This window comes from Mariprofundus erugo (assembly GCF_005818865.1).
GTDB classification, from domain to species: domain Bacteria; phylum Pseudomonadota; class Zetaproteobacteria; order Mariprofundales; family Mariprofundaceae; genus Mariprofundus; species Mariprofundus erugo.
Genome location: NZ_VBRY01000003.1, coordinates 231,704 through 255,148 on the forward strand (window position 1 = coordinate 231,704; position 23,445 = coordinate 255,148).

Consider the following 23,445-nt stretch of genomic DNA (forward strand, 5'->3'; position numbering starts at 1 on the left):
GAAATGGCATCGGCCGAAACGCCCCTGCACTATATGATGGATACAGAAACCTTCCGCATGCTGGCCGAGCAGGCATTTAATGAGCTGCCGGAGCCATTCAGGCTGGTGATGGAGAATGTCGTGATTGTCGTCGATGATTATGCCGATGCAGAGGTGCTGGCATCGATGGGGCTGACATCACCGCTCGATCTGCTCGGTCTTTATGAGGGGCATCCGCTGGAGGAGCGTACAGACGGCGGTGCAGGCATGTTACCTGATATGATTCACCTTTATCGGGTACCGATTCTTGCATCGTGCCATGAAACAGGGGAGGAGCCGGCTGATTGTATTGCCGCTGTTGTCATGCATGAGGTGGGCCATTATTTCGGCTTCTCGGACGAGGAGATGGAAGAGATTGATATAGCCGGAGAGGACGATTAGCCCAGCGATCGTGTCGTCCGGTTTCCTGGGCAGTCACGCCATCCCTTGCCTGCGCTCATGGCCGGCAAGGGATGACGCTGAATGGAGACTCGCCCCTTTCTTTGACCCCTCCTGATTCAGCTGTGTTCATCAATCAGTTCACGAATGATCAGGGCCAGATGATCAAAGTTGAACGGTTTGGTGATCTGCTGGCAGTGCTGCAGGTCGACATGTGTCTCCAGTACATGGGTTTTGTCGTAGCCCGTTGAAAGCAGTACTGGCAGCAGTGCATCCTGCTGGCGAATGGCCTGCAGCAGTGCGATGCCCCCCATGCGTGGCATGACGATATCCGTGATCACCAGCCGGATAAGGTTGCGATTGGCCTGCAGGTAATCCATGGCGTACTCACCATCGACAGCCTGAATCACCTGATAGCCCATGCTTTCAAGCACTTCGGCCGTGGTTTTGCGCACGCTTTCATCGTCGTCGACAAGCAGAATGCACTCGCCTCTGCCACCGGATATCATCTCCGGAGGTGCATCCGGTTCCTCTTCGCTGGTGGTGACCAGTGGCAGGTAGATATCAAAGCGGGTGCCCAGGCCGGGCTGACTGTCCACTGTGATGGCGCCACCATGGGTTCTTATGGCACCGTAGACCATGGCCAGACCAAGGCCGGTGCCTTTGCCTATCTCTTTGGTGCTGAAGAATGGCTCGAAGATATTGCTGAGCAGGTGCTCGGGAATACCGGAACCGTTATCCCGTACCGTGATACGGGCAAACTGTTGCTGCTGCAGTTCCGGATGCATGTTTCTGAATGATTCATCGGCTTCAAACGGGGCCAGTACACACTCGATGCAGGGCAGCTGAGCCTTTGCGACAGCATCGACGGCGTTATTGAGCAGGTTCATGATCACCTGCTGCAACTGGGTCGGATCACCGTGGATGTACAGCTGTTCGCTGCAGATCTCTGTCTCCTGTGAGATATTCTCGGGAATGGCTGTGCGGGCCAGCTTGAATGCCTCTCTGAAAAACGGGTTCAGCTGCAGTGTTCGCATCTGTACGCTGTCCTTGCGTGCGAAGGTCAGCAGCTGCTGAACCATGTCAGCGGCCCTGTTACCCAGCTGCTCAATGTTGGCAAGCTTGTCATCGGCAACCGGGTGACTGCGCATCTGGTTGCGGGCCAGATAGAGGTTACCCTGAATGGCAGCCAGCATATTGTTGAAGTCGTGGGCAATGCCTCCGACCAGCGTGCCGATGGCTTCCATTTTTTGTGACTGCCGTAGTTGTTCCTCCAGCTGTTTTTGCACCGAGACATCACGATCAAAGGCCGCATTGAAGGCCTCGTCGCCGAACTGCATATAGTTGGCAATGATTTCAACCGGGAACGTTTCTCCGTTTTTGCGCTGATGCTCGCGCTCGAGAAAGATTCTCTTTTTCTGCGTCAGCTCCTGCCAGTGCGCGCGCCAGATCTCATCGGTTGCACCCGGATCGATATCGGAGAGTTTGAGTCCGCCCCGGACCTGCTCTTCCGTGAGTCCGAATGTTTCACGGGCGGTTTTGTTCAGGTAATGGATGTTTGCCTGCTCATCGAGGAAGGTGATGTTGAACGGTGCATTCTCCATGACAAATTTGGCCTGGCGCAGCTCCTTTTCTGCCCGTTTGCTTTCGGTGATATCCTGAATCACGGCCAGCACCAGAGGGGCATCATCGCTTGTTTGTACCCGTGATGATGAGATATGAATGGTGCGTGCTTCGCCGGCCCGGGTAGTAATTTCGAAGTCGGTGCCGCGATTGATATTACCTGCCAGCACATTCGACATGGTGCCCCGGGCTTTCTCGCGCTCGCGATCATCGCGATAGATGGTGTTCAGCCAGCCCGCTTGATTGATCTCCTCAATCGTATAGCCGGTGATCTCCTGCATGCGCCTGTTCCAGGCTATAAATTCGGCAAATTTGCCATTGTGCTCCGGTTGCCAGAGGACAATGCCTTCGGAAGCATGCTCAAACAGATGACTGCGGAAATCGAGCTCCTGACGCAGCGCCAGTTCCGCTTTTTTACGCAGGGTGATGTCCTGGAAGGTACCGATCATGCGAACGGGGGTGCCATCGTCGCTGAATATGACCTGCCCCTGGGCGTTGGCATAGCCGCGTGTTTCATCCTTGCGCACGAATGTACAATCGATATCGTATTTGGTGCCGGCCTGAAGAGCCGATGCGACGGCTTCACTCAGCCGGTTGCGGTCTTCGCTGATGATATGTTCGAGGAACAGCTCGTAGCTCGGCACGACCTCATCCATGGCATAGCCGAATATATTGAATGTTTCTTCGGTCCAGATCAGGGCGCCGGTCTGCGGAGCCCAGTCCCAGATGCCAACGAGGCCGATGGTCTGGGCCATTTTCAGTCGCTCCTCGCTTTGCATCAGTATGGTTTCGGCCTGTTTGCGCTTTGAAATATCGGTCTGTACGCCGATCAGGCGGATGGCGTTGCCCCGTTCATCCCGCTCGATGACGCGGATGACAGTGTTGACCCATTTCCACTCACCTGATTTTGTTTTGCGGCGGTACTCGTGCTGTTCGTGTCCGGTTGAACGAATGCACCGGTCGAGAATGGCCAGTGTTTCCAGTTTGTCATCCGGATGCAGGGAGGTGGCCAGGACTTCCAGACCCGCTACGTATTCCGCAGGGTCATAGCCGAGCATCTTCGGGATTTCCGGGCTGACCGTGGTTTTGCCCGTCGGGATATGCAGGTCAATCCAGCCCTGCTCGGCGGTTTCCATGGCGATACGCAGGCGGGCCTCACTGGCGCGTAACCGCTCTTCGGCCTGGTGGCGGTCACTGACATCGCGGAAGCTCCAGACGCGTCCGACGATCTCTCCCTCCAGTCGCTGCTCCATCGAATAGCGTTCAAAGACACGACCATCTTTAAATTCAAGCATATCAAAGCTGATCGCTTCAGGGTGGGCGTAAAGCTGCATGACCTTGTCGATAAAGGCTTGCGGATGGGCCAGCTGATTGAGCACGTAGTTGAGTGCCTGTTGATCATCTCCCGATGCAATCATTGCTTCGGGGATATGCCACATGTGTACAAATTTCTGATTGAATGCGCTCCACTTGCCGTCGCGATCCACCACCAGAATGCCATCCGCAGTGGCCTCAAGCGTGGCCTCATGCAGCGACAGCATTTGATGCAGTTGCAACTCATTTTGTTTGCGTTCGGTGATATCGACTGCTGTTCCCTGCAGCTTCAGTGGATGGCCATGCTCATCCTGCACCAGCTCACCACGGGCTTGCATCCACCGGGTGCCGCCTGCTTTCGGGGTCATCTCCAGTTCAAGGGTATAGTTCCCCCCCTGCTCGATGGTTCGGGCAATGGTTGCGCTCAATAGCTCCCGGCTTTCGGGGGTAAACAGAGCCATGGACTCGTCAAGGTGCGGTGGTGGTTGTGATGCATCAAAGCCGTACATCCGATAGAGCTCTTCCGACCAGTAAACTTCATGACTTGTCAGGTCGATATGCCAGCTGCCCAGGTGGCTGATGCGCTGGGCTTCTTTGAGGGCTGCCTCGCTTTCTGCCAGAGTCGCTTCGGTCCGCTTGTGATCGCTGATGTCGACATGCGTACCGACCAGGCGCACGGGCTTGCCGTCTGCGTTACATACCTTTCTGGCTCGGGCAAGGATGTAAACGATATGACCATCTCGGTGGTGCATGCGTACTTCGACTTCGAAACTGTCGGCTCTGCCCTCCAGGTAGTCTGCCGCACAGGTGAGCACGCGCTCCCTGTCTTCATCATGGACGAGCTGTGCCCAGGTGTCGAGTCGCGGCGGGAACACATCGGGGGCATAGCCGAGCATCGAGAACCAGCGCGGTGAGTAGTAAACCTCATCGGTTTCCAGATTCCAGTCCCACAGACCGTCATTGGCACCCTCCATGGCGAGCTGAAAACGCTCCTCGCTGAGACGCAGCTTCTCCTCCGCCTCATGGCGCAAGCGTTCAAGGTCAATGCGGTTTAATGTGCTGCCAAGCTGGTTGGCGACTGAGCTCAGGTATTTGAGTTGTGGCGGGGATGGGTGAAGTTCACCTTCGTCGCCAAACGTTGCCACGCCCAGAAGGGCTTTGCAGCGCTCCGCCTGGCGAATCGGCACGTGCACAATGGAGCGTGCATTCATTTTTGCGACCAGTTCCTTGTCGGTTCTGGGGTCGGTTTGGCAGTTGCTGACGATGACCGGTCCATCCGCAGCGATGGACTCGGCAAAAAGCCGGTTGTCGCCAATGCGAATCTGCCGGATTGGCTCCATGCTTTTGACGGCTTTGGATGGGTGGGCCGACAGCATGGTGGCATTTTTTCCATCGTCATCAATGATGAACAGGGTTGTCGTTTTATAGCCGATGATGGCTTCGACCTCAGTGGCGACTGCATCGATGGCCTGCTGATCATCGCGGGCAAACTCCAGCGATCTGGATAACCTGAGTAACGATTCGGTATGGCTGTTGGATTCGAGCAGAGCCATTTCCGTTTGTTTGCGTTCGCTGATATCGCGCCAGATGCAGTAGAGCTGCTGTTTGCCGTCGATCTCGATACGGGCCAGCGTCACTTCAACCGGAAAGAGCTCGCCATGCTTGCGCTTGTGTATCCATTCGAACCGGTGTACGCCGGTGGTGTGGGCGGCAGCCATCATGGCATTGGCTTTTTCGAACGATTCGCGTCCGTCAGGTTGCATGCGGGGCGACAACCTGGACGGATGGGTCGAGGTCAGCTCCTCAATGGAGTCATAGCCAAGAATATCGGCAGCCGCCTGATTACAGATGATGAAGAGGTTGTCTTCATTGATGATCCAGCACGGGTCCGGTGATTTTTCGAACAGATCCCTGAATCGCTGCTCGCTCTCCTGCAGGGCCGTCTCGCTCTTTATGCGCTCCGAGATGTCGGTCGATATACCGCACAGGGCCGAGATGGTGCCATCGTCGCGGTAGAGCGGCAGTTTGGTGGACAGATAGGTTTTGGTCTCTCCCGTCGAAGGCACCGTGTTGGCCTCCTCCGAGCGCACCGTTTCACCATTGATGAGTACCCTGCGGTCGTTGCGGCGAATATTCTCCGTCGTTTTTTCATCGAAAAACTTCTCATCGCCGAAGCCGACAATATCCGTGATGTCGGCGCCCCACAGCTCACGCACAAGGCGGTTGGCAAACAGGTAGCGCCCCTCTGTATCCTTGAGGTAAATATAGGCATCGACGTTGTCGAGGATGGCATTGAGCTTCTGTTCGCTATTGCGCAAGGCCTCTTCGTCGCGCTTGCGCTCGGTAATGTCCCGCTTGATGCCGACATAGCACTCGACATCTCCCTTGCTGTTGCGGATCGGGAAGGCGGACAGATCGATGATGCGCCGGGTGCCATCACAGGCCCTGGAGGCGACCTCTCCATTATATCGTCCCGTTGCAAGCAGTATGTTGGCGACTGTTTCGAATACCTCCTCGCCGAGATGAATCGCGGGGGTCTTCCCCTCCAGCTCATCATCGCTGAAGCCGAGCATTTCGCGGTGGGCATGATTCTGTTCGAGATAGGTGCCATCCGGTCGGATAATGGCGATGGCATCGTTGGAGAGTGCAAATATCTCCTGATAGAGGCGGATGCGCTCCTCATCCTGTTTGCGTTTGGAGGTATCCTCCTGCACCAGTATCAGCTCATGTACCTTGCCCTGATCATCCCGGAGCGGATAGATGAAGGTGCGTACCCACAGTTTGCCTGATGCCCCGCTCACTTCCGGCGTCGCACTGCGGTCGTACTCCATTTCCGGTACAGAGATGGCGTGTCCTGCCAGTGCTGATTCGAGCAACGGCATGAGACCGCTGGCAGACAGCTGTTGATCCTTGAGCAGATTGTACCCGGCAAGGGCGGCGAAGGGGACGCCCCATAAGTTCTCCCAGGCTTTATTGACCATGGTGATGCTGCCATCGAGTGCAACCATCTGTGTGGCCAGCGGGGACTGCTCGATCATGCTTCTGAAGCGGTTTTCGGAGTCACTGAGCTGATGCTCAAACTGTTTTCTGGCGCTGATATCGCGGCAGAAGGCGAAGAAGGTGCCGCCCATGATGGGGGAGTAGTTGACGTTGATCTCGACATCGAACGCGCTGCCATCCTTATGGCGATGGCGGGTTTCGAAGATGGCGCTGCCACGTGCGATGACATCAGCGATTTTCTCGAACGCTGTCGCCTCATCCATCATCGCCTCGATATCCGGAATGCGCATCGTGAGCAGCTCTTCGCGGCTGTATCCGCTCATCTGGCAGTAGATGTCGTTGACCTCCATCAGGCGCGCATCGGTGGTGCTTACGCGCCAGAAACCGTCGGTCGTCGTTTCGACAATCGTTCGGTATTGCGTCTCCCTGTTTTTGTGCTCGGTGATGTCCTCGTAGATGCCGAGTATGCCGATGACGTGGTTCTCCCCATCGCGTAGCGGCACCTTGGAGGTGCGCAGCCAGATGGTTTGCCCATCCGGTGTGGTTTGCGGCTCCTCATAAGCCAGCTTGGCTGCACCGGTCTCCATCACCAGACGGTCATCGGCCCGATAGAGTTCGGCCTGATCCTTCCAGCCCATGTCAAAATCGGTCTTGCCGATCAGCTCATCAGGCGAGGAGAGGCCGGCATCCCGGGCAAACAGGTGATTGCAGCCGAGGTAGCGCAGCTCATAGTCTTTCCAGAAGACGCGAACAGGTGCGCTTTCAATGATGTTGGTCAGCAGTTCATGATGCTGTAGCAGCGCCTGTTCGGATTTGCGGCGCTGAGCGATTTCATTTTGCAGCGTTTGCAGGGCTACAGACATGTCGGCACGGGTTGCCACGTCGGAGGCCAGCAACAGATCAAGCTCCTGCTCGAGTGAGCGGGTGGAAGGGGCAACGGTGAACTCATCGTATGCGTCGCCACGGGCGATGAAGCTGGTTTGCTCGGCCCAGCAGTTTTCGCCATACAACTTCGAACAGTAACCTGCCATCTTGCCGGCCAGCATGGCGCTGCCCCAGCAGACCCCGAGCGCTTTCTGGGAGAGCCCTTCCCAGCTGTTGCGCACGCGAATGCAGCACTGCTTTGCCGTGGCATCGCGCTTGATGATCGACCACTCGCCCCAGCCAGCCACGGCTGCGACTACGGCAACGGCCTGAAACCCCTCCTCAAATGTCGGGAACCGGGCAATCACCTGCCAGTCGTCTTCAATGCTCTTGCGCCCTTCGCTTTGCAGGGCCAGTGCAAAGCGTTCTGTGCCGACCATGGTCTGTACACCGGACATCAGGCCGGCGAGCGTGGAGTCAATCCACATCATGGCAACCGGCAGTTTGGCAAAGGTGCAGATGCCGTGAGTCATGTCCCATTCGATGTCGATGTCTGCAACCCTGATGCCATAATATGATGTGCCGGAGTCGTGTGAGTTCATCTCAGTGGTCTCTCTTTTTGCTGGTTGGCTGCCTGATGCATGTTGCTGTCTGTGCAGTAGCGGGGAGTGGTAGCACCATTGTACGCTGCTGCCATTTTTCCGACCAGCCCTCTTCCCCGGCGTGTTGTTGTGAAACGGATGTCACCATGGCGAACATGAACCAAGTTTTATGCCAAAACCGTGGTGTGCCGGGCGGCGGCGGAAGTTCCTGCGGGTATCAGTCGTGCCTGATGTCGCAGCTTTGCCGGTCCGGATGATCGTTGTCGCTACCGCTGGCTGCTGTACCGGTTCAGATCATGTGTTATTGTCGGGACCTCAATCATCCGCTCATGAGGCGGGAATGATACCTCTACAGGTGCGCTATTTTGGTGTCGCTGGTAATATTTGCGGCCAGTCACACAACACAGGGAGTACGCGGTGGGAATGCTTGAAGGGAAAAAAGGCCTGATTCTTGGCGTGGCCAATAACAAATCGATTGCCTGGGGGGTCGCGCAGGCCGCCCGTCGCGAAGGTGCCCGGCTGGCGTTTAATTACCTTGGTGAACAGATGGAAAAGCGCGTTCGTCCTCTGGCCGAGAGTCTTGATGCGGAAATCATTGCGCCGATGAATGTGTCGGATGAGGCGAGTATTGATGCTTTTTTTGAACAGGTGAAAGAGCAGTGGGGCGAGTTTGACTTTCTGGTCCACTCGATTGCCTATGCCAACAAGGATGCATTGCAGAATCGTTTCTCAACGACGACGCGTGAGGATTTTCACCTGGCCCTCGATGTTTCAGCCTACTCCTTTATTGCCTGTGCCCGGCGTGCGGCGCCGCTGATGAAAGCGGGCGGCAGTATGGTGACGATGAGCTACCTCGGGGCGGAGCGTGCTGTGCCCGGCTACAATGTGATGGGGGTTGCCAAGGCTGCCCTTGAGGCTTCCACCCGTTATCTGGCCCAGGATCTCGGCCCGGATGGTATTCGTGTGAACTCCCTCTCTGCAGGCCCGATTCGGACACTGGCAGCTTCGGCGGTTGGCGATTTCCGCAAGCTGATGGAAAAGAGTGCCCGTGGCGCCATGCTCAAGCGCAATGTGACGCAGGATGAAGTGGGCAATACCTGTGTTTATCTGCTTTCCGATCTCTCATCCGGTGTAACCGGTGAGTTGCATTATGTGGATGCGGGCTTTCATATCGGTGCCGGCGACACCGGTTTGCCGGAGTAAGCGATGGCAGGCTCTTCAAGCGGACAGATATTTCGTGTTACAACAGCCGGTGAGTCGCACGGTGCGGCACTGGTTGCGATTGTGGATGGTTGCCCGGCCGGGCTGAAGCTGAGCGAGGCGGATATTCAGCCTGATCTGGATCGTCGTAAACCCGGCCAGTCGAAATATACGACGCAGCGGCGCGAAGACGATCAGGTGGAGATTCTCTCCGGTGTCTTCGAAGGGGTAACGACAGGTTGCCCGATTGGTCTGCTCATTCGTAATACCGATCAGCGCAGCAAGGACTACTCCGATATCAAGGACAAGTTCCGTCCCGGTCATGCCGATTTTACCTATTTCGAAAAATATGGGTTGCGCGATTACCGTGGTGGCGGCCGTGCCTCCGCACGTGAAACCGCCATGCGTGTGGCCGCTGGCGCCATCGCACGCAAGCTGCTGGCTGAATCCGGTATATCCATCCTTGGCTGGGTGGATCAGATCGGGCCTGTGAAGGCTGATCCGGCCTGCTTTTCTGCGGCTGAAATCACTAATAACCCGTTCTTTTGCCCGGATGCGGATGCCGCTGCGCGGATGGCCCTGTTTATGGATGCCCTGCGTAAGGATGGTGACTCCATTGGCGCTGCCGTGACGGTGGAAGCCCATGGCATGATTCCGGGGCTGGGTGAGCCAGTATTCGATCGTCTGGATGCGGATATTGCCAAGGCGCTGATGAATATCCCGGCGGTCAAGGCTGTTGAAATTGGAGATGGTTTTGCCTGTGTGGAGGCGCGTGGTTCACAGTTCGGTGATGCGATGCGCAGCAGCGGTTTTACCAGCAATCATGCCGGCGGCATCCTCGGCGGTATCTCCAACGGTGATACCGTGCGGGCGCGCATGGCGCTTAAACCCACCTCATCGATTCTGACGTCACGTCCGACCGTCGATATCCATGGCAATGAAACGGAGATCATCACCAAGGGACGTCACGATCCTTGCGTGGGTATTCGTGCGGTGCCGATTGCAGAGGCCCAGCTGGCGCTGGTGCTGGCCGATCATCTGTTGCGGCATCGGGCAAGCCGTCTCTGATACATCCGTGTGAGGCCTCTGGGCAAAGAGGCCTCATCGTTATTTGCGCTTGTCGTCGAGCTCCAGCCAGGCATCCTGAATGCCGGATAACTCTTTCAGCCGCTGCAGTTCCTGCGCCGCTTCGCCGGCACTAACCCTGTTTTTGTTGCGCAACCGGTACCATGTGATATCCCCGATTTTGACCGTGAATATCTCACTCTCTATGCCCAGTCGGGCGAGTTGCCCCTGTCTGGCTGCGGCCTCCGCCTCGTTTTGATAGGAGGAGAGATTGATGATGTAGCTGTGGCCATTTTCGGGGTTTGCCGCGCCATCCGCGTTGGTCAGTGAGGCGACGGGGACTTCTGCTACATGTGGTTCTGCGGCCGGTGTCGTTGCAGTGCTCGCCTCGGCTGTTTTTGCCATGCTGATTCTGGTTTTCGGCTGACTCGTTTCGGGCGCGGGTGAATCCTCGCTGTCGAAGTCGACCTCACTCCAGCCGTCATCGCTCTTGCTTGCCGGGGGGACGGGCGGGTGGCCGTCATAAATCAGGTATTCACGGTGCTGGCGCCATGCTTCACGGGTAAAGACATAGGGGTCGAGTGCCAGCTCATCGCGCATGTTCGACGCCTCCAGCAGGCGGGAACGTTTATCGATATATTTTGCCACGGTCACCGGAATGGTGACGTACGGTGCCAGGAAAAAACCGGCCCAGAACAGCGGGTCAGTGGCGGTCTCGGTAATCATGTCAGGCGTGTCGCGCAGGGAGTTGGGGCCGAGCAGCGGATAAACGATATAGGCGCCCTGACCAACGCCCCATGTTGCCAGTGTTTGGCCGAAATCCTCTTCATGGCGTTCAAAGCCCATCGGCGTGGCAACATCGACAAAGCCGGCAACGCCCAGGGTTGAGTTAATGAGCAGGCGGAAGAGATCGGAAAAACCCTGGCCACCTTTCCCCTGCAGGAAATCATTCAGGACGGTGTTGGGGTAGGTCGTATTATCAAAAAAGTTGGAGACCGCCGTACGCATCGGTTTGGGGACAATGGCATTATAGCCCCGGGCTGCCGGCTTCAGCGATATGCGGTCGATACCATCGTTGATTTTGTCGGTGACGCGATTGGTGGATTCAATCGGGTCATAGTGATTCTGCGGAGTTGCACAGCCTGCCGTGAGCAGGGCTAACAGGATAACAAAAGGCAGGGAACGCTTCATGGCGGCGAATTATGCCCTTCGCATGATGAATTGCACGAGCAGAAAAACAGGGGGTATTTTCATGGGGCGGGGTTCGGGTAGCGTTTCTGGACCAGCTCAATGTCGGCGATACAGGCATCGCTGAGCCGGACATCGTGACTGGAGATATTCTCTTTTAGCTGTGCCATGGTGGTGGCGCCGATGATGACGCTGCTGACAAACGGTTGCCGGAGTATAAATGCCAGCGCCATGACGCTCGGGCTGAGTCCATGTTTTGCAGCAATATCGACATAACAGGCGGTGGCCAGCTCAGCCTCATGGCCTGAATAGCGTCCATAACGTTCAAACAGAGTCAGTCGGGCTCCTTCCGGTCGTTGTCCATGCAGATATTTGCCTGAGAGCACGCCGAATGCGAGCGGTGAATAGGCCAGTAATCCTGTCTGCTCCCGGCATGCAATTTCTGCCAGACCAATCTCAAATGAGCGGTTGAGCAGGCTGTAGGGATTCTGGATGGAGGTGATGCGAGGCAGCTTGCGCGTTTCGGCCAGATGCAGGTGTTGCATCACTCCCCATGGCGTTTCATTGGAGATGCCGATATGGCGTACCTTGCCCTGTTCAACCAGCCGTTGCATGGCCTCCAGCGTTTCCTCGATCGGGGTGAATGATTCATTCCCCATATGGGTGTAGCCAGGCTTGCCGAAGAAATTGGTGTTACGGTCCGGCCAGTGGGTTTGGTAGAGATCGATATGGTCGCTATTCAGCCGCTTCAGGGAGGCTTCACATGCCGTGATGATATGCTCTTTGTTCAGGCGGGCCTTGCCATCACGGATGTGCGGACACCAGCCGGTCGGCCCGCATACCTTCGAGGCCAGGATCACATCATTGCGGCGACCTGTTTTTTTAAACCAGGCACCGATGATCTCCTCGGTGTGACCATAGGTTTCAGCTCTGGGCGGGATGGCATAAAGCTCGGCGGTATCAAAGAAGTTGATGCCTTGATCCAGGGCATAATCCATCTGGGCAAAGGCCTCTTGCTGGCTGTTCTGCTCGCCCCAGGTCATGGTGCCAAGGGCGATTGCCGGCACATCAAGATCGCTGCTGCCAAGTTTGCGGTAAATCATGTGCCGCTTTCTCCTGCATTGTAGATGGGGCCATGGCTGTTTGCATATTGTTGCAGGACGGCCGCCGCCTGTGGCCGGCAGATATCCGTTTCAACGCTGATGCCCCGTTTCTCCAGCTCCGTGATCCACTGCGGATGACGGGGCCCCTCATCAAAGCCGATGGCCAGCGCATCGGTATCACGGGCGCCACAAGCCAGGTGGCGGATACCCGACCAGGGAATGGCACCGAAGCACATGGCACATGGCTGACAACTGGTGACCAGTTCACAGCGGGGCACACCGGGAGCCGCAAGTGAGAAGCTGCCGAGTTGTTGCTGGGCAGCCGTGATGGCCATAATTTCAGCATGGGCGATCGATGCCTGGCAGGGAACGACGCGATTGATGCCGGCAGCAATGATGGTGTGGCGGTCGATATCGAAAATCAGGGCGCCGAACGGACCACCGGTGGACGATTCAATGTTCAGCCGGGCAAGCTCGATGGCCAGTTGCATGCGCTGGTCACGATCGGCGTAGCAGCCGTTATGTGCGGAGAGCCAGCCGGGCAGCCATTCGGGCCAGTAGAGGCGGATGTCGGTGCTGGTGCTCATGGTCATGCTGCCGGGTCGGGAATCACGAGCGGCTGCTCATATTTCAGGTCGATGGCCCGGAATGAGGCCAGTGAATCATTTTGTATCTGACGCCAGAAGGCGGCATCAATCTTGAGCCAGCGATCGATCAGGGCTGGCTCGATCTCTTCCTCTGCCAGTGCGCTGCGCAGCAGCTCCTGTCGCAGCTTCAGTAGTTCAGGGGTGATGTACATGCGCCGGTGAGCCAGTTCGAGCTCCATACCGGGGTAGATGATGTCACCGCCCATTTTCCAGCCCATGAACTGCGTCTGACGCAGCTCAATGGCCTGCTGGCTATGGCCCTGAAAGAACTGGCCGAGCCATGGATGGGCATACACCTTATCATAGAAACGGGTGTGAACCCGCTCCAGTGTCGGGCGTCCTCCGACCAGCTCAAACAGCGACTGCTTGCTGCTCATCAGCCTAGAAGCAGGCCGGGCAGGCGCCGCCTCCGCAGGTAGGTGCCGGCGAACAGGGGGCAGAACCACAGGCTGTATCCGGAGCGCCGGTACCGATGGCATGGGCCGAAATCAGTTTTTGCAGGTCTTCACTGCCACAGTCGCGGCAGGTGACAGGCTGGCTGCTGTTCCTGACCAGCTTTTCAAATACAACCTCGCAGCTGCGGCAGCGGAATTCATAAATGGGCATGAGATCTCCTCCAAGGGTGTATTGCATGACTTTATAGGGGGCGATATGAGAAAGCAAACGCTCACGCTATGTGTCATGAGGGAATCGCTGGATTAATCAGCGATATCCCGGGTAGGGGAAATATTTTGCAAGTCATCCAAATGGATGACATAAGTGGTTATTTATGTGATTGGATATCACTCTTTGTCACGCATGCGGATGCAAAAGTCTGCCCAACGTACGGTGGCGAGCACTATGGGGCAATCCACATGGTACAATCGGTCATTCACCGTGCCATGATGCCAGACAGGCATCGCGAGCAGCGATCTCCGGTAGCCGTCAATGCGGGTTTAGGTTGCCTGTACGTCAGTTACTCTCTATACCTTCTGCATGCCTCATTCTGCTGAATCGTTCGACTCTGTTTTTGGTGACCGGCGCCGGTTAATGGCGCTGGTCCACCTGGCCAGTGCCGCTGCCCTGATATTATTTGTATTTGTACACCTGATGCGCGGGTGTTGTATGGCTTTAACGGTTGTGGAGGCCTCTCTTGCACTGCTGACGCTGGTGACATGGCGTTACATCCGTGCCGATGGCTCGCTGGTCCGGGTAGAGCAAGTGCTGATGGTGGCTGCCTTTGTGCTGTTTTCCTCACTGGTATTGTTGAAAAGTATTGATGATACCGGCATTTACTGGGTCGGTGGATATCCGTTTGTCGCCTACTTTGTGCAACCCGCCCGGACGGCCCGATACTGGGTGTTGATGCTGGTCGTCGAGCTGCTGGTGGTGGTAGGCATTGAGGGGTCGGGGTGGCAACTGACAGCCTACTCCGAGTCGCAACTCTTGTGCCTGGTCGCGCTGGTTGGCTTTTACTGGATGCTTGCTCATATCTATAAATCACAGCTGGAGCTGCATCAGCGCCAGCTGGGTGATTCATATCAGGCGTTGTCGAACGAGCAGGAGCGTTTGAAGATTATTCTGGATCATTCGCCCATTGGCATATGGATGGTGGATGGTGATCGCCATATCCGGATTCTCAACCAGACGTGGGTGAAGTGGTGCGGTCTGAGCGAGTCAGAGGTGTGTCAGGCTGCCGATTATACCGATCTGTTGCCGGAGTCTGTGGCGGTCAGGGCACGTGAGCTCGATGATGCCTGCCTGGCTCAGCATGCGGTGCATTATTCACGTGAGCCGTTTCGCTGTGCCGACGGTGTGATGCGGACGCTCGATATGATTCGCGTCGGGCTGCACGATGGTGCAGGCCGTGTGGTTGGTTTGATCGGCTTTGCTATCGATATCACCGATCAGTTGCATGCGCAGGAGGAGCAACAGCTGCTTGAACGCCAGCTCCAGCATGCACAGCGGCTTGAAGCGCTCGGTGTGATGGCCGGAGGCATCGCCCATGATTTCAACAATCTTTTAACGGCGATTCAGGGCGGGATTGAGCTTGCCCGGCTCGAGCAGGGGATCCCCCCGGCACTGCTGGAGTCGATTGAAACGATGGATACAGCAGCGCAGGCGGCGGCCGGTCTTTGTCGGCAGATGCTGACCTATTCCGGCAAAGGGCATATCGCGCCGGAGTGTCTGTATCTGCGCCAGGTGATCGAGGAGCTGCGTACGCTTTTTGAGGTCTCTGTTGGCAAGGATGTCAGACTGAGCTTCTACTTTGAGCCGGAAACAAGCCCTGTGTATGTGGATAAAAGTCAAATCAGTCAGATGCTGCTGAATTTGCTGATTAATGCCTCGGAATCGATGCCGGAAGGGAGGGGCGGCGAGGTGACCATATCGGTTGTACACCGGCAGCTGCTTGAGCCTCTCTCCTGCCATTTTACCGGAGCGATACCGCAACCGGGCCTCTATACCTGCCTGAGTGTTGAGGATAATGGCATCGGCATGGATGAGGAGACGATTCAGCGCATGTTCGATCCATTTTTCTCTACCAAGTTCACCGGCCGGGGGCTGGGGCTAAGTGCGATTGCAGGAATCCTGAAATCGCATGGGGCGGCACTTCAAGTGGAGAGTAAGCCCGGCAAAGGGACTCGCATGCAGGTCTGGCTTCCATCGTGTGAAGGGGTGACGGTCACCGCAAAGCGGCCGGAGGTTGAGGTGTCGCGGCAGTATAGTGGCAGGGTGCTGCTGGTGGATGATGATCCCGGCGTGATCCATGTTGCCGGACGTATGCTCGGAAAGCTCGGCCTGCAATGTGTGAGCGCCGGCAATGGGCGTGACGCGGTGGAAATATTCGAGCGAGACCCGTCGTTTGACTGGGTGTTACTCGATGTCACCATGCCTGAGATGGACGGGGCTGCCTGCCTGCAGGCGTTGCGCCATATTCGTCCGGATGTATATGTGGCCATGTCGTCCGGTTACGATGCCGATAGCGTGCTGTATGACAGCAGCGTGCAACCGGATGATTTTCTGACCAAGCCCTATACGATGCAGCGATTGCGCGAAGTGGTGAAACAGGCTGCGGATGCAGCACGCCCGGACGGAGCCTGATCACTGCAGGCAAAGGCGTAAAATCGCCCTTGTTGCCTGTTTGAATGAAGGCGCCTGCATGGTGCAGCTCAGCACTGCACCTGTGATCGTGAAGTTATTCCGACTTGAAGCCGATCGCCGCATGTGAGGCATCGCAAAAGGGTTTGTTTTTTGATGCGCCGCACCGGCAGAGTACGGTACGCTCTGTGCAGATCACGGCTTCTCCTGCGGCATTGCGTATTTCGCATGGCCCTTCGATCAAAAGAGGGCCGTTGCCAAATGGTTGTATGTTAAGCGGCAGACCTGTTGGCAATGTCGATGCAGCGAGGGCCGGGCGCTCACAGCAATGCCGGAAGCCTGCCTCTTCATGGGCACCATCGCACCATGGCTTGTTTTTGGATGCACCACATCGGCACAGGGTAGCACGATAGCCACCGGTTGATTCCCAGTTCACGGTAAAATCACCGTGGACAGTCAGTGGGCCATTATCTTCCAGAGTAATGGTGTTTATGGATGGTTTTGCCTCTTCTGGCCCGCCATCCTTGCGCTGGTAGGTCAGCGCGCCGGACGGACAGGATTCACAGGTGGCCGCAAGTTGATCTGCTGTGGCATTGGCCGGGAGAATCCATGGCTCGCTGCCGTCATCGCGAAAGACCTCCGGCAGTCCTTTGATGCAGTTGCCGGCATGAATACAGCGCTTTGTATCGAATAAGATGGTGATATCCGGACCTTCATAACGCTGCAACTCTGACATGAAACTCTCCTTTGATGGTGCAGGCGCCAGCTTAGCATAGATATAACAGCAACGGAAATTTTGTGATCCACATCACTTAATTGGCCAATATTAAAGGATTTTATGTGTTATATTAGGAAAATCTAACATAACGCTAATCACGCTCTAATGGCACCTGTGCAGATTGCCGCCATTCAGTTGAAACAAGGAGGCCATGATGGCAATCAAAGCATTGATCAATAAATACCTTGAAGCTACAGAGGCAAAGTTCGGCGCAGAAGCGCGTAGCAAGACTGTTGTGAAATATCGTGGTGGCATGAACTTTTTCATCAAGCGTCACATCGACAAGCATGCTCATGTTGTGGATATGGGTAACCTGCAGCTGATGACCAGGCATCTTCAGGCCAGCATCTGATTCATTGATGGCATACGGAGGCTGTGTTGCAACGGCCTCCGCAAAGCCGCAATCAGTGGATGAGGAGCGCTTCGTCGATGCGAATGGCCACGGTTGAATCGCTGACCTGTTGCGGCAGATCGACTCTTACCCTTGAGTAGCCTGACATCTGGTAGAGACTGATGATGTCATTTCTTATTTTCTCCATATCCGCACGGGTTCGTTCGCCGTCGTAATACTCCCTTAAGCCAATCAGGATGAAGTCGGTGGGCAGAAGTTTGTTGCCGCTGACCTCAATGCGGTTGATGGTAAACGGCTCGCTGGCCGCATCGGCCTGAGTTGCGACTGCGCTGCTGATTTTCTTTGGCAACGCTGCGAGCAGATGGCTCGGTGCGGGTCTTGATTTGAACTTTTTGCTTTCACAGGCCAGCAGGCGTCCTGAAATTCCGGCCGCTTTTTTCAGGTCGGCCAGTTTCTTCTGTCGTTCATTATTATCGCCGGGGATCTGGCGTGCAGACAGAACATAATAGATATTCCGGCCGTTCATATTCGATAGCACAATGAATGCCTTCTGATCACGGCCAATATGGTTCAGCTGTTCAATCGCATTTTCAAACAACGAGAAGGCGCCAAGCGTGGCGAGCAGTCGCTCATTCGGCATGTTGTTGAGCCCCTGTTGCCATGCGAGCAGTGCGCCTTCGTAATCCTGCTGCTCACTGAACTGCCAGCCATCACTGATCCAGTCAGCGACAGAGCGGGGAGGGATTTCAGCTTTTATGACGGGATCAGGCGCCTGTTGCCTTGTGCTGGCCAGGGTAGCGGGGCGCTGTTGCATATTCGCAGCTTCCGCTTTTGCGCGCTCAATAATGGTTGCAGCGGCAGCCTCGGCATTTTTTCTGCTGCTTTCAGCAAGCTGCTCTGCCTTTTGTGTGGCAGTTAATTTGATCGCGTTCGCCTCTTTTTCAGCCTGTGCTTTTAGTGTGGCTGTTGAAGACTTTGCTTCATCCTGCATTTTCAGTTCAATGGACAATGCGTTTTCTGCAGCAATGATCTTTTCCCGTATGGTTGCCGCCTCCTCTTTTGCCCTTGCCAGCATCACCGAGGCATCGGCCGTTGCCTGTTGCCTGATGTGATCGGCTTCGCTCTGTGCCTGTGCTCTGAGTGCAGTGGCCGCTATTTGAGCCTCATCACTGGCCTTCTTGCTGGTTGCCAGTTGTAGTGCAGCCTCAGCTTCGGCCTTTTGTCTGATCGCATCCGCTTCCTGCTGCGCTTGCGCCTTCAGGACCGTTGCTTCGGACTTCGCCTGTGCAGAGGCTTTTGCTGTGGCATCATTGGCTTTGTTGAGCTCCGACAGTTTGAGTGCGGCATCCGCTTCGGCCTTTTGCCTGATCGCATCGGCCTGATTTTGAGCCAGCGCTTTGACGGCTGCTACTTCTGCGGTTGCCTTGTTTTTCAGCGCAGCTGTTTCCAAGGCCAACTGCTTTTCGGTTTTGGCGCGCAGTGCATCAGCAAATGTCTGCGCCGCCTGTTTGATCGCCTCGGCCTCTTTCTGCGCCTGCGCCTTAAGTGCGGCAGCCTCGGCCTTTGCCTGATCGGCTGTTTTTATGGCGGCATCATTGGCTTTGCTGATTCCGGCCAGCTTTAGTGTGGCTTCAGCTTCGGCCTTTTGCGTGATGGCATCGGCCTCTTTTTGCGCCTGCGCTTTAAGAGCATCTGCTTCGGCCTTTGCCTGCTCGATACCCCTGGTCGCTGTATCATTGGCTTTGTTGATCCCGGCCAGTTTTAGTGCCGCTTCAGTTTCAGCTTTTTGCCGGATGGCATCGGCCTCTTTCTGCGCCTGCACCTTAAGGGCAGCGGCTGCCTGTCGGGCCTCATCATTGGCGTTTTTGCTGGCCGCCAGTGTCATGGCTGCATCCGTCGCGGCCTTTTGTGTGATGGCCTCGGCCTCTTTCTGCGCCTGCGCTTTAAGAGCATCTGCTTCGGCCTTTGCCTGCTCGATACCCCTGGCCGCTGTATCATTGGCTTTGTTGATTCCGGCCAGTTTTAGTGCCGCTTCAGTTTCAGCTTTTTGCCGGATGGCATCGGCCTCTTTCTGCGCCTGTGCCTTAATCGTGGCGGCGTCCCTCTGAGCTTCATCACTGGCCTTTTTGCTGGCCGCCAGTGTCATGGCTGCATCCGTCGCGGCCTTTTGTGTGATGGCCTCGGCCTCTTTCTGTGCCTGCGCTTTAAGTGCATCGGCTGCCTGTCGGGCCTCATCACTGGCTTTCCTGCTTGCCGCCAGTGTCAGGGCGGCATCCGTCTCGGCTTTTTGCTTGATCGCATCGGCCTCTTTTTGGGCTGTGGCTTTGATGCTTTCTGCTTCTGAAATAGCCTTGTTCTTCAGCTCAGTTGCTGTGGCGGCACGCTGCTGTTCTGATGCGTGACGCAGTGTATCCGCCTCGGCCCGGGCCGATTGTTTGATGGCCTCGGCTTCTTTCTGTGCCTGAGCCTTGAGTGTGGTGGCTGCCAGTTGGGCCTCATCGTTCGCTTTCCTGCTTGCGGCCAGTGTCAGGGCGGCATCCGTCGCGGCTTTTTGTGTGATGGCCTCGGCCTCTTTCTGCGCCTGCGCCTTAAGAGCATCGGCTGTCTGTCGGGCCTCATCACTGGCTTTTTTGCTGGCCGCCAGTGTTATGGCTGCATCCGCCGCGGCCTTCTGTGTGATGGCATCGGCCTCTTGTTGCGCCTGCGCTTTAAGAGCATCTGCTTCGGCCTTTGCCTGCTCGATACCCCTGGCCGCTGTATCATTGGCTTTGTTGATTCCGGCCAGTTTTAGTGCCGCTTCAGTTTCAGCTTTTTGCCGTATGGCATCGGCCTCTTTCTGTGCCTGTGCCTTAAGCGTGGCGGCGTCCCTCTGAGCTTCATCACTGGCCTTTTTGCTGGCTGCCAGTGCGAGGGCTGCGGCCGCCTCAGCCTTTCGTGTGATGGTATCGGCCTCTTTCCTCGCCTGAATCTTCAGGGTTTCTATTTCGGCTGTGACCTTATGTTTCAGGGCGACGGCTTCGGAGGTAAACTGTTGCTCTGTTTTGTTACGCAGTGCATCTGCTTCTGCCTGTGCAGCCTGTTTGATGGTATCCGCCTCTTTCACGGCCTGTGCTTTAAGTTCAGCCGCGTTGTTTTGTGCCATGGTGTTGATGGCTGCGGCTTCATTTCTGGCTGCATCGGTGATGTGACTGCTCTCTGTCCGTTTCATGGACGCCTCAGCATCGGCCTTTTGAATGATTGCATCGGCCTTTTTTTGCGCCTGATCCTTGAGGCTGGCTGCGGCCTGTTGAGCCTCATCGCTGGCTTTTTGGCTGGCTGCCAGTGTCAGGGCGGCATCCGTCTCGGCTTTTTGCCTGATTGCGTCAGCCTCTTTCAGCGCCTGCGCCTTAAGTGCATCCGTTTCGGCCTTCGCCTGCTCGATACTCTTTGCCGCTGTATCACGGGCCTTGTTGATTTCGGCCAGTTTTAATGTCGCCTCGGCTTCAGTCTTTTGCCGGATGACTTCGGCTTCCCTTTGTGCCTGAGCCCTGAGAGCAGCTGCTTCCTTCTCAGCCTCATCGCCGGCCTGTTTGCTGGCCGCCAGTGTGAGTGCGGCATCCGCTGCAGCCTTTTGTCTGATTGCGTCAGCCTCTGCTTTTGCCTGCTCAGCTGATTTTATAGCGGCATCATTGCTTTTGTTTATCCCTGCCAGTTTGAGTGTTGCCTCAGCTTCAGCCTTTTGCCGGATGACTTCGGCTTCCCTTTGTGCCTGAGCCCTGAGAGCAGCTGTCGTCTTCTCAGCCTCATCGCCGGCCTGTTTGCTGGCCGCCAGTGTCAGTGCGGCGTCAGCTGCAGCTTTTTGTCTGATGGCATCAGCCTCTTTTTGGGCTGTGGCTTTGATCATTGCGGCTTCTGAAACGGCTTTGTTTTTCAGGGCAACGGTATCGGCATTCAACTGCTTTCCGGTTGTGTTGCGCAACGTATCCGCCTCTGCCCGGGCCGATTGTATGATGGCATCGGCTTCTTTCTGCGCCTGTGCCTTGAGTGTGGCTGCTGCCTGTTGGTCTTCATTGTTGGCTTTTTGGCTTGCTGCCAGCGTCCGGGCGGCATCCGCCGCAGCCTTTTGTGTGATGGCATCAGCCTCTTTTTGGGCTGTGGCTTTGATCATTGCGGCTTCTGAAACGGCTTTGTTTTTCAGGGCAACGGTATCGGCATTCAACTGCTTTCCGGTTGTGTTGCGCAACGCATCCGCCTCTGCCCGGGCCGATTGTATGATGGCATCGGCTTCTTTCTGCGCCTGTGCCTTGAGTGTGGCTGCTGCCTGTTGGCCCTCATTGTTGGCTTTTTTGCTTGCCGCCAGCGTCAGGGCGGCATCGGCTGCGGCCTTTTGTCGGATGGCGTCTGCCTCTTTCTGCGCCTGCGCCTTAAGTGTGGCCGCCTCGGCATTTGCCTGCTCGATACGCTTCTCTGCTGCGATATCACTGGCCTTGTTGAGTTCAGCGCGTTTGAGTGCGGCCTCCGCTTCAGCCTTTTGCCGGATGGCATCGGCCTCTTTTTGGGCTGTGGCTTTGATCATTGCGGCTTCTGAAACGGCTTTGTTTTTCAGGGCAACGGTATCGGCACTCAACTGCTTTCCGGTTGTGTTGCGCAACGCATCTGCCTCTGCCCTGGCCGATTGTTTGATGGTATCGGCTTCTTTCTGAGCTTGCGCCTTGAGCGTGGCTGCGGCCTGTATGGCCTCATCGCTGACCTTTTTACTGGCAGCGAGACTGAGGGCCGCCTCCGCTTCGGCCTTTTTTCTGATGGCATCAGCCTCTTTCCGGGCCTGCGCTTTAAGCGCCGCGATCTCACCGGTTGCCAGAGTGGCTGCTTTTGCGGCGGACTCATTGGCCTTGTTAACCTCGGTCAGTTTTAGTGCCGCCTCAGCTTCAGCCTTTTGTTTGATTGCATCAGCTTCTTGCTGCGCCCGGGCCTTTATCGCTGCGGCTTCGGCCTTTGTCTGCCCGGCACTTTTTGTGGCCGCCTCACTGCTCTTGTTGGCGTCATTCCGTTTTTGAAGGGCTTCTGCTTCAGCTTTTTGTTTGATCGCATCGGCCTCTTTCTGTGCCTGAGCGGTGATGGCCTCTGCTTCTGAAATGGCCTTGTTCTTCATGGCCATGGCTTCAGCATTTAATTGTTGTCCGGTTTTACTGCGCAGCGCATCAGCCTCTACCCTGGCGGATTGTTTGATCGCCTCGGCCTCTTTCTGTGCCTGAGCCTTGAGTGTTGTGGCTTCATGGCTGGCTCTGCGGCTTTCCTCAAGCCTGAGAGCGGCCTCAGCCTCGGCCTTCTTTCGGATTAACTCCGCCTCTTTTTGAGCCACGGCCTTCAGGGCGGCTGCTTCTGCGTCAGCCTTTTTTCTCAGGCTGTCCACTTCGGTATTAAATTGTTGCTCCGATTGTTTTCGCAGGGTCTGAGCCTCTGCCAGAGCGGAGCGTTTCATGGCCTCTGCCTCTTTCTGAGCTGCTGCCCTGATGGCTGCGGCTTCCGAGGTGGCCTGCATGTTTAGTGTGGAGAAATCGTCGGGCTGGGGTTGAATGGCTGGTTGTTTTACGGAGGTGGAATCAGCTTCTGTTTCGATCGGGATATGCCGGTGCCCGATGGGTGTTTTAAATTTACTGGCACTATTTGCCAGCAATCTGCCGCGTATGGCTGTCTTTTGTTTCAGCGCTGCCATCTGGGTTTGGCGGAGGTCGATATCTTCATTGACATACTGAGCGGTCAACACGACAAAGGCGTGATCATTCTGTGGATCATGCAGGATAAACAGTTGCTCTTCCTTGCCACCGAGCTGCAACATTTCAAGTGCATTGGAAAACTCGGAGAATAGTCCGAGTGAGCCGAGCAGGCGGTGATCGGGCAGTTTATTGACGCCACGTTGCCATGCCTGGATCGCTTCTTCATAGCGGTGCTGCTCTATCAGCGCCCAGCCGTTATTCAGCCAGGCGGGGGAGTCGGCATCGCCTGCCCTGGAAGATACCGGTAGCAGTAACATCATGCCGATCAGGGTGAATGAAAGTCTGTTTAGTCGCATGTCTCTGTCATGTCGGTAACGTCCGGGAAATAATTTGCTGATTATTATCGCATAAAGAGTGCCAAGGCAATGAAGCGGCCATGCGTCGCCAGGGCAAGCGAATGAAAAGAGTCCGTGATTTAATCGTTTTGACCGCAAAGCACAGAGTTCCGCAGTGTAAAA

13 protein-coding genes are annotated in these 23,445 nt (G+C 56.0%); 5 read left to right on the forward strand and 8 right to left on the reverse strand.

Annotated elements, in window-relative coordinates:
• The first annotated feature begins 3 nt into the window (after nt 1-3).
• Nucleotides 4-420, forward strand: a complete 417-nt coding sequence (locus FEF65_RS04615; RefSeq protein WP_238701181.1) for a metallopeptidase family protein — start codon at nt 4-6, stop codon at nt 418-420.
• A gap of 116 nt (nt 421-536) precedes the next feature.
• Here FEF65_RS04615 and FEF65_RS04620 read toward each other — a convergent pair whose 3' ends face one another.
• Nucleotides 537-7,820 carry a PAS domain S-box protein gene (locus FEF65_RS04620; protein ID WP_138238615.1) on the reverse strand — a complete coding sequence of 2,428 codons (7,284 nt, stop codon included), beginning with the start codon at nt 7,818-7,820 and terminating at the stop codon, nt 537-539.
• Nucleotides 7,821-8,237: 417 nt separating this feature from the next.
• Here FEF65_RS04620 and FEF65_RS04625 point away from each other — a divergent pair, with 417 nt between their 5' ends.
• Both FEF65_RS04625 and aroC read left to right on the forward strand, forming a co-directional pair.
• Nucleotides 8,238-9,023: an enoyl-ACP reductase FabI gene (locus FEF65_RS04625; protein ID WP_138238616.1), complete on the forward strand. Its 786-nt coding sequence runs from the start codon at nt 8,238-8,240 to the stop codon at nt 9,021-9,023.
• A 3-nt stretch (nt 9,024-9,026) separates the two neighbouring features.
• The gene (gene aroC / locus FEF65_RS04630; protein WP_138238617.1) at nt 9,027-10,088 is read left to right on the forward strand and encodes a chorismate synthase; all 1,062 of its coding nucleotides are present in this window, start codon (nt 9,027-9,029) and stop codon (nt 10,086-10,088) included.
• A 39-nt stretch (nt 10,089-10,127) separates the two neighbouring features.
• On the opposite strand, the gene FEF65_RS04635 is transcribed toward aroC, so the two are convergent.
• From FEF65_RS04635 to FEF65_RS04655, 5 genes are read right to left on the reverse strand one after another with little or no spacing between them, the layout of a single operon-like run.
• The gene (locus tag FEF65_RS04635; RefSeq protein WP_138238618.1) at nt 10,128-11,276 is read right to left on the reverse strand and encodes an MlaA family lipoprotein; all 1,149 of its coding nucleotides are present in this window, start codon (nt 11,274-11,276) and stop codon (nt 10,128-10,130) included.
• Nucleotides 11,277-11,335: 59 nt separating this feature from the next.
• On the reverse strand, nt 11,336-12,376 hold the full coding sequence (locus FEF65_RS04640) for an NADP(H)-dependent aldo-keto reductase (protein WP_138238619.1): 1,041 nt from the start codon (nt 12,374-12,376) through the stop codon (nt 11,336-11,338).
• Complete coding sequence (locus tag FEF65_RS04645) at nt 12,373-12,963, reverse strand: nucleoside deaminase (protein ID WP_138238620.1); 591 nt, start codon at nt 12,961-12,963, stop codon at nt 12,373-12,375. The genes FEF65_RS04640 and FEF65_RS04645 overlap by 4 nt, the downstream gene beginning before the upstream one ends.
• A gap of 2 nt (nt 12,964-12,965) precedes the next feature.
• Entirely contained in the window at nt 12,966-13,400 is a 435-nt protein-coding gene (locus FEF65_RS04650) for a group I truncated hemoglobin (RefSeq protein ID WP_138238621.1), read from the reverse strand.
• A 4-nt stretch (nt 13,401-13,404) separates the two neighbouring features.
• A complete protein-coding gene (locus FEF65_RS04655) occupies nt 13,405-13,629 on the reverse strand; it encodes an FmdB family zinc ribbon protein (protein ID WP_138238622.1) in 225 nt (74 codons plus the stop codon).
• A gap of 369 nt (nt 13,630-13,998) precedes the next feature.
• On the opposite strand from FEF65_RS04655, the gene FEF65_RS04660 reads away from it, so the two are divergent.
• Nucleotides 13,999-16,104, forward strand: coding sequence for a hybrid sensor histidine kinase/response regulator (locus FEF65_RS04660; protein ID WP_138238623.1), 2,106 nt, complete (start codon nt 13,999-14,001; stop codon nt 16,102-16,104).
• A gap of 94 nt (nt 16,105-16,198) precedes the next feature.
• On the opposite strand, the gene FEF65_RS04665 is transcribed toward FEF65_RS04660, so the two are convergent.
• Entirely contained in the window at nt 16,199-16,837 is a 639-nt protein-coding gene (locus FEF65_RS04665) for a CDGSH iron-sulfur domain-containing protein (protein ID WP_138238624.1), read from the reverse strand.
• Between the two features lie 196 nt (nt 16,838-17,033).
• Here FEF65_RS04665 and FEF65_RS04670 point away from each other — a divergent pair, with 196 nt between their 5' ends.
• On the forward strand, nt 17,034-17,231 hold the full coding sequence (locus tag FEF65_RS04670) for a hypothetical protein (RefSeq protein ID WP_138238690.1): 198 nt from the start codon (nt 17,034-17,036) through the stop codon (nt 17,229-17,231).
• 52 nt (nt 17,232-17,283) lie between these two features.
• On the opposite strand, the gene FEF65_RS04675 is transcribed toward FEF65_RS04670, so the two are convergent.
• A complete protein-coding gene (locus tag FEF65_RS04675; RefSeq protein WP_138238625.1) occupies nt 17,284-23,283 on the reverse strand; it encodes a POTRA domain-containing protein in 6,000 nt (1,999 codons plus the stop codon).
• Nucleotides 23,284-23,445 lie beyond the last annotated feature (162 nt).